Source organism: Flavobacterium lindanitolerans (assembly GCF_002846575.1).
GTDB lineage: Bacteria > Bacteroidota > Bacteroidia > Flavobacteriales > Flavobacteriaceae > Flavobacterium > Flavobacterium lindanitolerans.
The window spans coordinates 364501-377266 of the sequence record NZ_PJND01000008.1 but is presented as its reverse complement, the minus strand read 5'-3'; the positions used below and the strand labels follow the sequence as shown (position 1 = coordinate 377266).

Annotated in this window: 8 protein-coding genes; all 8 read right to left on the bottom strand. The window is 41.2% G+C overall.

The window, feature by feature from the left end:
• Positions 1 to 2 precede the first annotated feature (2 nt).
• The 8 genes from B0G92_RS11540 to bglX all read right to left on the bottom strand — a co-directional run bounded on the left by B0G92_RS11540 (position 3) and on the right by bglX (position 12710).
• Entirely contained in the window at positions 3 to 1862 is a 1860-nt protein-coding gene (locus B0G92_RS11540; protein ID WP_218971858.1) for a monovalent cation:proton antiporter-2 (CPA2) family protein, read from the bottom strand.
• 114 nt (positions 1863 to 1976) lie between these two features.
• Positions 1977 to 3392, bottom strand: a complete 1416-nt coding sequence (locus tag B0G92_RS11535; protein WP_101472299.1) for an efflux transporter outer membrane subunit — start codon at positions 3390 to 3392, stop codon at positions 1977 to 1979.
• Positions 3393 to 3394: 2 nt separating this feature from the next.
• Positions 3395 to 6559 carry an efflux RND transporter permease subunit gene (locus B0G92_RS11530; RefSeq protein ID WP_101472298.1) on the bottom strand — a complete coding sequence of 1055 codons (3165 nt, stop codon included), beginning with the start codon at positions 6557 to 6559 and terminating at the stop codon, positions 3395 to 3397.
• 12 nt (positions 6560 to 6571) lie between these two features.
• On the bottom strand, positions 6572 to 7714 hold the full coding sequence (locus B0G92_RS11525; RefSeq protein ID WP_082482133.1) for an efflux RND transporter periplasmic adaptor subunit: 1143 nt from the start codon (positions 7712 to 7714) through the stop codon (positions 6572 to 6574).
• Between the two features lie 418 nt (positions 7715 to 8132).
• Positions 8133 to 8735: a TetR/AcrR family transcriptional regulator gene (locus tag B0G92_RS11520; RefSeq protein ID WP_056065716.1), complete on the bottom strand. Its 603-nt coding sequence runs from the start codon at positions 8733 to 8735 to the stop codon at positions 8133 to 8135.
• Between the two features lie 116 nt (positions 8736 to 8851).
• Positions 8852 to 9394 (bottom strand): helix-turn-helix domain-containing protein, encoded by a 543-nt coding sequence (locus B0G92_RS11515; protein WP_101472297.1) that lies wholly within the window; start codon positions 9392 to 9394, stop codon positions 8852 to 8854.
• 243 nt (positions 9395 to 9637) lie between these two features.
• Positions 9638 to 10405, bottom strand: a complete 768-nt coding sequence (locus B0G92_RS11510; RefSeq protein ID WP_101472296.1) for a glycoside hydrolase family 16 protein — start codon at positions 10403 to 10405, stop codon at positions 9638 to 9640.
• 10 nt (positions 10406 to 10415) lie between these two features.
• Positions 10416 to 12710 (bottom strand): beta-glucosidase BglX, encoded by a 2295-nt coding sequence (gene bglX / locus B0G92_RS11505; protein ID WP_101472295.1) that lies wholly within the window; start codon positions 12708 to 12710, stop codon positions 10416 to 10418.
• Positions 12711 to 12766 lie beyond the last annotated feature (56 nt).

The following is a 12766-nucleotide window of genomic DNA, read 5'->3' as shown; positions in this document are numbered from 1 at the left end:
TTTTATGCAATCATTGATTTTTCAGTATTTTCCAGTGACATGGCTTCCCTGTCGGCAAGGATGACCTGTTCCAATTCTTCGATTTTTTCACGCACCGCACTGATGTATTCGTCCTGATTGCGGATACTGGCGAGATACTTGAGCGTTTTTTCGTCGTGTGTAAAAAAAGTTCTGGCAGAACGTGTGGCTTCATAAGTGTTGTGTCCTAATAGTTTCATGACATCTATACCCACACGCAGGCTCGTGTCGAGAGTTTCCCTGTAAATGTGCATAATCCCCGCATTCATCTGGTCATAGGCATCGTCTCTGTTTTCAGAACGTACGAGTATGTAAAGATTCGGGAAATGTTTTTTGACCATTTCTATCATTTCCATTCTTTTTTCGCGATTGCCTATGGCAATAATGATAATCTGCGCTCTGCCGGCTCCGGCTATCTCCAGCAAATCATGTCGGGAAGCGTCGCCATAATACACCTTGAATCCGAGTTTTCGCAGCATGTTTACATTATCGCTGTTATTGTCGAGTACGGTAGCCTGTATGTTATTGGCTCTTAGAAATCGTCCAACAGTATTCCCGAAATGACCGTATCCGGCTATAATAACAGGATTGCTTTCAGAATCAACATCACTCTCGGCTTCTTCTTCGCTTCCGCTCATAGAGCATTTGGATTTCATGAGTACCTTTTCATTAAACATCATCAGCAGCGGCGTAAAGGCCATGCTCAGTGCGGTCACAGCCATCATAAGGTCTGTGATTTCTTTGCTGAGGATGTTTTCCTGTAATGAAAAACTCAAAAGCACAAAAGCGAATTCGCCCACCTGACTAAGTCCAAAACTAAAAATAAAGTTTTGGGTATGTCCAATTCTGAAGAATTTACCCAGAAGGTACAATACTGTAATTTTGATGATGATAATACCTACCACGAGTCCCATAATAAGCCATGGTTTTGACAGCAAAAGCTGAAAATCTATCGAACTGCCTACAGAAATGAAGAAAAGTCCCAGCAAAAGTCCTTTGAAAGGGTCGATGGCAATTTCGAGCTGGTGTTTATATTCACTGTTGGCAAGCATAACCCCGGCTAAGAAAGCACCCAATGCAGGACTTAATCCTACGGAGGTCATCAATACAGCAATACCTACCACAACAAGTAATGCCATTGCGGTAAACATTTCACTTAGCTTTGTTTTTGCCATGGTATGGAAAATAGGACGTAAGAGGTATTTTCCGGAAAGCAATACTATGGTTATTGAAGAAAGTACGAAAAGAGCCTGTGTCCATTTCGAAAAACCATCCATCAAAGTGGGATGCGCGGTTACCGCTGCTTGTTGTAATTCCTTACTGGCGAGCAAGGGTAACAGTGCCAACATAGGAATGATAGCTATGTCCTGAAAAAGCAATACGGGAAAGGAATTCCGTCCGGCTACGGTTTTAATCCAGCCTTTTTCATTAAGGGTCTGCATGACTATAGCGGTAGAAGACATGGAAATTATCATTCCCAAAACCAATGCGGTTTTCCAGTCCAATCCAAAGGCCAGTGCAGCAGCTGTAAGGACGAGTGTTGTCCCGGCAACCTGCAAACCTCCCATGCCGGCTATTTTTTTCCGCATTCTCCAAAGACGTTCGGGTTCGAGTTCCAGTCCAATGACAAATAGCATCATAACAACACCAAATTCGGCAAAATGCATAATGTCATGTCCTTCGGTTCCTATGAGTCCTAAAAAGGCCGGCCCGATGATGATTCCTGCCAGAAGATATCCCAGCACGGAACCCAGGCCAAGTCTTTTGGCAATGGGAACCATAATAACGGCTCCTGCCAGATAAATCATGGCCTGAAAAAAGAAAGTGTCCTGCATGTGATTCATTTACTTAATATAAAAATAGCTATTTTGAAAAAAGATTTTGGTTTTTGGAAATAAAAAAATCAACTGCCTGAATGAATTTCCAGGCAATTGATTTCAAAGGGCCATGGGTAGCCGTTATTTCCAGCCGCCACCTAAGGAGCGGTAAAGCTCAACATCGGCTTCAAGGCTAGTGCGTTTTAATGTGGCAAGTTCCAGTTCGCTTTGCAGCAGGTTTCCTTGTGCCACAATCACTTCAAGATAAGTAGCCATACCGCTTTTGAAAAGCATGTCTGCATTTTTTACTGCATTTTGCAATGTAGTAACGCGGTTGGCAGCTATTGCTTGCTGTTCTTTTAGTTTTTCAACTTTTACAAGCGCATCTGCTACTTCGCCAACGGCTACAAGAACCGATTGCCTAAAGCTGAGTACGGCTTTTTCTCTTTCGATTTTTGAAATTTCGTATTGGGCTTTAAGACTTCTTCCGTTTAGCAATGGCTGTGCAAGACTTCCGGCTACAGTTCCAAAAAGCGAAGCGGGAGTATTAAACCAGTTGCTCGATTTAAAAGAGGTGAGTCCGCCCGCAGCCGTAATGTTCAGGCTTGGATATAGTGATGCCTTGGCAATGCCTACTTTTGCGTTTGCCGCTTTTAAAGCCAGTTCTGCATTTTTAACATCGGGTCTTCTGCTTACTAATGAAGAAGGAATTCCGGCAGATACATTTTCTTTTAAAGCGATGGCCCCAAGCGTAGTTTTCCTTTCCTTAGCACCCGGAAAGCTTCCGGTAATGATGCTTAGCGCATTTTCCTGCAAGGCGATGGCCTGTTCCAGTTCAGGAATAAGCTGTGCAGCTACAGACTGTTGCGCTTCTGCCTGTTGTTTAGCCAAAGAAGTTACCTGTCCGGATTCATATTGCAGGTTGATGACAAACAATGTGCTGTCATTCAACGCAAGATTCTTTCTGGCTATTTCCAATTGGGCATCCAGCATCAAAAGATTATAGAATCCTGTAGAAACATTCGCTACAATAGTAGTTTGCAATGCTTTTTTGGCTTCTTCAGATTGGAGGTATTCCGCCAAAGCATTTTTCTTACGGCTTCTGATTTTACCCCAGATATCTGCCTCCCATGACAGGTTGAGTGCCGCATTATAATCTTCGATATGTTTCTTTTTCAGAAATGTACTGGTACTCAATCCGTTCAGGCTATTGTCAGACAACCGGGTTGATGTGGCCGTAGCCTCAAAGTTGAGCTTCGGAACATTTCCCCATTTGGACTGCGTGAGTTGCCATTGCGCCGCTTCAATATTTTTTTGAGCGATAAGCAGGTCATTGTTTCTGACAATAGCACTGTCTATCAGTTTTTGGAGCGAAGGTTCTGTAAAGAATTCCTTCCAGCTCTGGTCGGCAATGCTGGTAGTGTCTTGCGAGCTAACATTCCTGAAGTTTTCGGGCAAGGCATCTTTTGGAGTTTCGACATCTTTCGAAACTTTACATGCTGTCAGTGTGGTGATTAAAACCAGTACAGCTATATATTTATTGATGTTTCGTTTCATTTTTATTTTTCTTCGTTATGGATTACGGCTATTGGTTTTCCACTAACTTTTTCTTGTAAATACTGGAATATGATAAATAGAACCGGGATGATAAATAAACCAAGAATTACTCCTGAAAGCATACCTCCGGCAGCACCAATACTGATGGAATGGTTACCTTGTGCTGATGGACCTGTGGCACTCATCATTGGAATCAATCCCACAACAAAGGCCAGCGAAGTCATGATGATTGGTCGTAAACGTAGTTTCGCCGCATCAATTGACGCTTTGCCCAATGCCTGGCCGGACCTTCTTTTTTGTGCCGCAAATTCCACGATTAGAATAGCATTCTTGGCGAGAAGCCCAATAAGCATGACGAGTGCAACCTGTACATAAATGTTATTTTGAATACCGGTCAAACCAATAGCTACGAATACTCCAAAGATTCCGGTTGGGATGGACAAGATTACCGCCAATGGCAGGATATAACTTTCGTATTGTGCCGCAAGCAGGAAATAAATGAACACCAGACACAATAGGAAAATGGTTGTTGATTGTCCTCCGGATGAAATCTCTTCACGGGTTTGTCCTGAAAATTCATAACTATAACCGGCAGGCAACTGCTGTGCAGCTACTTCTTCAATGGCCTTGATGGCATCTCCGGAACTGAAACCCGGTTTCGGAATCGCATTAATCGAAATCGAATTAAACAGGTTGTATCTCGAAGCGGTTTCAGAACCATAAATACGGGTTAGTTTTACCAAAGTATTTATAGGAACCATTTCACCGTTTTTATTTTTTACAAATACACGGTCAATAGTTGTCGGGTCGGCTCTGTCTGCAATATCGGCCTGAACCACTACTCTGTAATATTTCCCGAATCTGTTGAAGTCAGAAGCCTGGGCACTACCAAAATAAGCCTGCATTGTTTGCAAAATGTCTTTTACTTTTACGCCTAACTGGTCTGCTTTTTCATCATTGATATCCAATTGCAATTGCGGATAATCTGCTTTGAAAGAGGTAAAGGCCACAGCAATTTCAGGACGTTTCATTAATTCTCCGATGAAGTTTTGAGAAACACCGCTAAACTTATCCAGTTTGCCGCCTGTTTTGTCCTGCAATACTAAATCCAGAGCTTCCACATTACTGAATCCAGGTACGGTTGGAAAACTGAATACAAAGAAATTACCTCCGGATATGGCGCCTAATTGGCCGCGAACCTGATTCATTATCTCATCAATGTTTTTAATAGCGCCACGTTCTTCATTTGGTTTCAGCAATACGAAAACAACTGCAGATGATGGGCTCGTGGAGTTTGTCAAAAGGTTAAAACCTGAAATGGCGGTTACAAATCGGGATGATTCCAAAGCTTTTAACGTATTTTCGGCTTCGGTCATTACTTTTTGGGTTCCGTCTAAAGAGGTTCCGGAAGGTGTGTTTACTGCAATGGCAATAAATCCCTGGTCTTCTGTTGGAATAAATCCTGTTGGGGTTCTTTGAACCATGACAATTGTTGCAACCAGAATTACAACCAGACCACCCAAACTAGCCCATTTGTTACGGATTAAGAACTTTAATCCGCCCACATAACGATTGGTTAAAGCGGTAAAACTTTTATTAAATCCGATAAAGAATTTTTCCTTGAATCCAGGTTTGGAATAGGGCTTTTCCTTGTCATGCGCTTCATGATTGTCTTTTAAAAATAAAGCGGCAAGGGCAGGGCTTAATGTTAAGGCGTTTACAGCAGAAATTACAATTGCAATGGCCATTGTAAAGGCAAACTGTCGATAGAAAACTCCCGTTGAACCTTCCATAAAACCAACCGGCAGGAATACCGCCGCCATGACCAGCGTAATCGAGATGATTGCTCCGGTAATTTCGTGCATGGCTTCATGCGTTGCGATTTTTGGAGACAAATGCTTGTGTTCCATTTTGGCGTGTACGGCTTCGACGACGACAATTGCGTCATCGACGACAATACCAATCGCTAAAATCAAGGCGAACAACGTCAGCAGGTTAATGGAGAATCCAAATAATTGCATGAAGAAGAACGTACCTAAAATGGCTACCGGAACTGCAATAGCCGGAATTAAGGTCGACCTGAAATCCTGAAGGAACAGGAATACGACAATAAATACCAGTATGAATGCTTCCAGTAAAGTATGCTGAACTTGAGCAATTGACTGGTCAAGAGATACTTTTGTGCTATAAAATATATTGTGCTTTATTTCTTTTGGGAAATCTTTGGAGGCTTTCTCCATCAGTTTGTTAATCGCAATCTGAATATCGTTTGAGTTGGACCCCGCCAACTGGATGATACCAATTACGACTCCTTTATTACCGTTCAAACGGGTCAAACTGTTGTAGGAATAGGCACCAAGCTCGACTCTGGCAACATCTTTCAGGCGCAGGATAGAACCGTCTGCATTGGAACGGATTGCAATGTTCATGTAATCTTCCGGTTTGGTCAGTTTTCCTTTGTATTTGATAACATATTCGAAAACTTCCTTACTTCTTTCTCCAAATTTACCCGGCGCGGCTTCTAAACTTTTGTCCTGAATCGCAGCCATAACTTCGTTTGGCGTTACATTGTAAGTTGCCATTTGTGTCGGATTTAACCAGACACGCATAGAATAGTCTTTCGTTCCTCCAAAAATAGCGGCAGAACCTACTCCGGGAATACGTTTAATTTCCGGAATGATATTGATTTGGGCATAGTTGGCAACAAAAGTCTGGTCGTATTTGGCTTCGTCTTCGGTATACATACCAATTGCCATAATAAAACTGTTTTGCTGTTTTGCCGTAATGATACCTTGCTGTACGACTTCGGCCGGTAACTGGCTTGTAGCTTGTGCCACACGATTCTGTACGTTAACGGCAGCCTGGTCGGCATCTGTACCTAATTTAAAGAAAACGGTAATGGCCAGAGTACCGTCATTACTGGCTGTTGAGCTCATGTAAGTCATGTTTTCGACACCGTTTATGGATTCTTCCAAAGAAGGTGCTACCGAACGTAAGACGGTTTCAGCATTGGCTCCCGGATAGACCGCCGTTACTAAAACCGACGGTGGGGCAATATCCGGAAATTGTTGTAGGGGTAATTTCGAAAGTCCCAGCAGACCCAATATTACCAATAGGATAGAGATAACAGTGGCCAGTACAGGTCGCTGTATGAATATTTTGAACATTTTTAGCTTTAATTATTTTTTGTTAATTACTTGAGCAATTTTATTCGATTTTTCAGGCTGAATTGCCTGACCTTCCTGAAGTTTGTCAATGCCGCTTAGTACAATTTGGTCACCTGATTTTACACCGTCTTTAATAAGATAGTTGCTACCGCTTTTACCAATAATGGTGATTGGTGCTTTGGTTACCTTGTTTTCTTTATTTACTGTAAAGACGAAAACTTTATCCTGCATTTCCATTGTAGCAGATTGTGGTACCAGAATTGCATCGTCATGTTGGATTCCTAAACGGATTCTACCTGTATTTCCGGAACGCAAAGTCCCGTTTGCATTAGGAAAAGTAGCACGAAGTGTGATGGCGCCTGTGTTTTTGTCAAACTGGCCGTCAACCATGTCGATTTTTCCAGTTTGGGCATACACATTGTTGTCTGCAAGCACTAATGAAACCGGTGGCAGCTTTTTGATTTTGTCATCGATAGTGTTTCCGGAATATTGTGCTTTGAAATTGATAAAATCGGTTTCGCCCAATGAAAAGTAAGCATATACTTCATGAACATCTGAAAGTTTTGTCAATGGTTCAATATCGGTTGCAGAAACCAGACTTCCCTGTTTCTTTGGCAATCTTCCAATATAACCGCTAACCGGTGCTGTAATGGTAGTATAGCCCAAATTGATTTTTGCTGAACCTACCATTGCTTTTGCCTGGTCTAAATTGGCAGAGGCGATTCTGTGAGAAGCTTTGGCCGTTTTTAATTGGTATTCAGAAACAACCTTGTTTTGAACAAGAGGCGTTAGCTTATCAATTTCCAACTGCGCATTTATCAAAGCCGCTTCAGCACCGTGAAGGCTGGCAAGCGCATTGTTTAGCTGTTCACGAAAAGGCTGTTCGTTTATTTTGAACAACGGCTGACCTTTAGTAACGAAAGCCCCTTCGTCAACATAAATTTTTTCCAGATTTCCACTCACCTGTGGGCGAATTTCAACATCAACGGTTCCCTGAATGGAAGCGGGATATTCAGAATCTGTAGTAGTGGTAGCACTTTGGATAGCATAAACCGGCAAAGTTGGGGGAGGTGGGGCAGCCTGACCCTGGTTTTTATCGGAACATCCTATCAGTATGGCTGCAAGCAGAAGGCTGGTTAGAATCGTATTTCTCATTGTTTTATGATTTTTGAATTTGTTGGACATTTTGATTGATTTCTGTTTTTTGCTTTGCATTTTTTTAGCGTTTAACATGCTGATTCATTTTATAATTGTTTATAGCCGACGGCCTGAAAGTCAGCTTTTTGTTTGGTGTGAGGTGTTCTTCCTGAGAACAGCAACACGGGTTTCCAGCGCGCTACATTGCCATTGGTATTAGTTTGTTTTTAATAGTCATAACTGAATTAAATAATCTAACATTGTTAAGTAAGTAAACGAAAAAAGGTATAGATTTTCAGGCCAAACTGTTAATTACAGATTGGCATTAAATTATTTATCACTGTTAAGTAATGGATTAAAAATTTTTTCGTGATTAATCCATTATTAAATTATTCTTATTAAATCATTTATCAGTGTTAAGTAGATGTCAAAAAAATTAGACTTCTACTACCTGAATTGATTTAATTATCCCTCCGATGGCATCTTTCAATATTTGATTATTGATATTAGATGCTAACCCATTGCCTACGATATTGATAGAAATCAGTCCGTGGATAACTGAGAAAAAAGTAAAATATTTTTGCTTTATAACGTCGTCAGAAGGTTTTTGTCCTTTCATTATTTCGGCAATTGCTTGCGTAAATAATTGAAAAGGTCCTTCGGCTTCAGGAACACGCTGCATACAGCAAGTCATTTCTACTCCAAACATTACCTGATAAAGTTCTTTGTCTGCAAAGGCAAAGTTCCAATAAGCCATCCACATTGCCTCAAGCTGTTCTGCAGGGTCTGCCGAAACTGCTTTTGCTTTTTCCAGGTCTTTTGTCAGGCATAAAAAACCTTTTTTGGTGAGTTCCTGTAGTATAGCTTCCTTATTGGAAAAATACTCGTAAATAATTGGTGCAGTATATTCTATGCGGTCTGCTATTTTACGCATGCTGAGGCCTTGCCAGCCTTCTTCTTTCACAATATAATAGGCAGCATCCAGAATATTATTCCGGGTCTCTTCTTTTTGTCGTAAAATTCGATCTTTGCTTGCCATTTTTTATTGGGTATTAAATGGTTTAACACCGTTAAGCAAAATTACAGCTTTTTTATAATATGAAACAAGCGAATTATAAAATTTTCTTATGCAACTATAAATGACATAGTGTTTCCTTATAAAAAGCTGGTTTTAAGCTTAAAATAGAGGTCGCTTTTTCGATTCAGATTGATTCCGTTTTGTATGATGACTATTAGTTTTATGCCTATAATCGCTATTAAAAAAATAAGGAAGAGCGGAAACCGTAGCGAAAAAGCTTTTTGAAGGAACGGACTTACAATCATGAGTAGCGATACGATAACCGATAAAACAATTTGGATACTTACTATATTTTTCCCTAATTCTTTATTTTTTGCGTCTTTGGTTTTATAAGTCAGGATTAAGGGAAGTATAACGTTTCCGTAGGGAAATATAAGTCCAAATAAAGCGGAAAGGTTGATTAGTTTCGCCCTGTCGATTCCGGTATTTTCATCGGTGTCAACCATCAGATTTTCCGGCTGGGTTTCTAAGGATTGTGCAATTGCTTTTAATGTAAAACCTTTGAGAATACTCCCGGCTTCAATCCTTTGGATGGTTCGTAAGGAAAGTCCGGATTTTTCAGCAAGTTCTGTTTGGGTGAGGTTCTTTGCTTCTCTTAGGGTTTTAACGTTGTTCATCATAAGCCGGGTTTCTGCTTTTGCATTACAAAGTTAAATGAAAAGAGATGATTATAGAAAACTATACATCAAAATAGAGGCCATAAATGTGACTCTAGGCTTTGCGGCTCTGCGTCTTTGCGTGAAAATAATTTCTCGCAAAAACACGAAGGCGCAAAGGCGCAAAATGAAAAATGGTCATTTTATAAAAAACAATCGCAGGAAACGAATTCCCTGCGATTGCTACTAACTCAAAACTTAAACTAATTATTTATTGGAGTAAACCCTTATATAATCAATGATAAATTCTTGAGGGAAAATGGTATCGTCTACTTCAGGCCCGCCAAAGTTTCCGCCAACGGCTACATTCAGTATAAAGTAGAATGGCTGGTTGAAAGGCCAGACGTCTTCGTTTTTATCTGACGGATTAAAAGTAAAGACTAAAGTATCGTCTACATAAAAATCCATTTTGTCTTTGGTCCAGTCAACACCAAATGTATGAAAGCCTTCTTCGATGTTATCGAACCGGGTTTTGTGTGAACTGGCGTTGTCACCGTGATTGGCTTTGGTGTGTAGTGTCGTATAAACCATATGTGGTTCTTTACCAACATATTCCAGTATGTCAATTTCACCGCTTTTAGGCCATCCAACCTGTTTTATATTGGAACCGAGCATCCAGAAAGCAGGCCAGATGCCTTGACCAACAGGAATTTTAGCGCGTGTTTCCATATAGCCGTATTTGAATTCTTTTTTTCCGGCAGTTGTAATTCGGGTAGAGGTGTATTGGTCACCATCTTTTTTTGCCGTGATAATCAATTTGCCATCTACAATTTTATGGTTTTCTTTGGTATAAATCTGGCGTTCGTTATTTCCCCAGCCACAGATGTTTGGACAACCATCACCCAATTCATAGTTCCAGACTTTTTCATTTAGCTTGTTGCCATTGAAATTTTCTTCCCAAATGAGTTTTCCTTTTTTGACCTGTCCAAAAACGGAACAGCCGGTGAGCAGTAGTAGGATTGCTGTTTTTTTCATGATGATTTTTTTAGTTGCTGTAATTGAAATCGGCCTGTAATGTCGCCATAGAGCTGCCACCTACGAATAACTGGAAGTCTCCGGGTTCGGCTTCCCATATTTTTCTGGCTGAATAGAATTCGATGGTTTTTTCGGTAATGGTAAACGTGACAGTTTTGGTTTGTCCTGCTTTTATTTCGGTAAGCTCAAAACCTTTCAATTCTCTTACAGGTCGCGTAGCACTGGCTATCAAATCTCTGATGTATAATTGTACGACTTCTTTTCCGTCAACCGTACTGTTGTTTTTTACATCGACAGAAACTTTTATTTTTCCGTTTTTATGTAATGTCTTTGTATCAAGTTTCAGGTTCGAATATTCAAATTTAGAATAGCTCAGTCCGTATCCGAAAGGATATAGCGGCGTGTTTTCAATATCTGTATAATGTGACCAGAATACGCTTTCCGGATTGTCTGTAGACGGTCTTCCGGTGTTTTTATAATTATAATAGATAGGAAGCTGGCCTACATTTCTAGGAAAAGTCATTGGCAGTTTGCCGCTAGGATTATAATCTCCATACAATACCTGGGCAATGGCATGGCCGCTTTGTGTTCCTAAATGCCAGGCTTCAACAATGGCGGGAATATTTTTTGCGGCCCATGGAATAGCCAGTGGACGTCCGTTTTGCAATACGAGTACAATATTCGGATTGGCTTTGTAAACTGCTTCCAGCAGTTCCTGTTGTACACCCGGAAGCGTAATGTCGCTTCGGCTTCGTCCTTCACCGCTTTGCAGTCCGTGTTCGCCTAATACCATAATAACCACATCGGCTTGTTTTGCAGCTGCTATGGCTTTTTCAAAACCGCTTTTGTCAGTCGTATTTATTTTTGTTTCCAGCATAAATCTCGGCTCACCAAGAGCTACATCGGCTCCTTTTTCATAAATAATCTGGTTGCCTTTGTAGTTGGCCATCCCTTCCAGGAAAGAAACGGCAGTATTGTCGTCGGCACCAATTCTCCAGCTTCCTAACGGACTGGTTTTGTCGTTAGCCAATGCCCCGATAACCGCAATTTTCTGTCCTTGTTTTTTTAGAGGAAGCAGGCTGTTTTCATTTTTCAGGAGCACGATTGATTTTTTTGCCATGTCCAGAACACCCTCATGGAATTCTTTTTTGCCAGTGTATTCTTTTTCGCGGTTTTCATCGCAATATTTATAAGGATTGTCGAAAAGCCCCAATTCAAATTTTACTTTTAAGATTCTTCGCACGGCACCATCGATTTTGTCTTCAGAAACTTTACCTTCTTTGACCAAATCTGCCAAATGGCTTACATAACCGTAAGATTCCATATCCATATCTGAACCTGCATTGGCGGCTTTCATGGCAGCATCTTTAAGGTCTTTTGCGTAACCGTGGGGAATCATTTCACCCAGCGAGCCCCAGTCTGAAACCACAAAACCATCAAATTTCCAGTCTTTTTTAAGCAGCTCTCTTTGGAGATAGCTGTTTCCGGTGGCCGGAATTCCTTCCAACTCGTTGAACGAGTTCATGAAAGTCAACACACCGGCATCAACGGTTGCTTTAAACGGTGGCAAAATGATATTGTGCAGCGTATTATCGCTGATGTCAACCGTATTGTAATCACGGCCTGATTCGGCAAAACCGTATCCTGCAAAGTGTTTTGTACAGGCAGCCAGGCGGAATTCATTGAATTTGTCGCCCTGGAATCCTTTCACACGGGCTATTGCAATCTGGCTTCCGAGGTAAGGATCTTCACCGGCACCTTCCATAACACGTCCCCAACGGGCATCTCTGGAAATATCAACCATAGGAGCAAAAGTCCAGTTCAATCCGGCTACGGCAGATTCTGCTGCGGCAATCTCGGCTGATTTTTTCATGGCTTCCAAATCCCATGAAGCGGCTTCTGCCAATGGAATAGGACTAATGGTTTTATAACCGTGAACGACATCAAAGCCAAAAATTAACGGAATGCCTAAGCGGGTTTCTTCTACCGCAATTTTCTGCAAAGCTCTTACGTCTTTAACTCCACGGACGTTGAGCATGGAGCCTACGAGTCCTTTTTTGAGGTTTTCGTATTTTTTTGCAGCCTGCCCGTCTTTAGGAACCGGTCCGGTAACATCCCAAAAGCCGTTGTATTGGTTCATCTGACCGACTTTTTCTTCCAAAGTCATCAGCTTTAATACAGAGTCTACTTTCCGGTCTATGGGAAGCCTGTTTTTTTCTGAAAAGTTATGTTGTCTGGAGCTGCTGCATCCCATAGCCAAAAGCACGGCTGCGGCAAATCCGTATCGTATTGTTTTGTATTTCATTTTATTGGTTTCGAAATTTTATGATAGGCAATAATCAAGAAGGCCAGCAAAGCTAA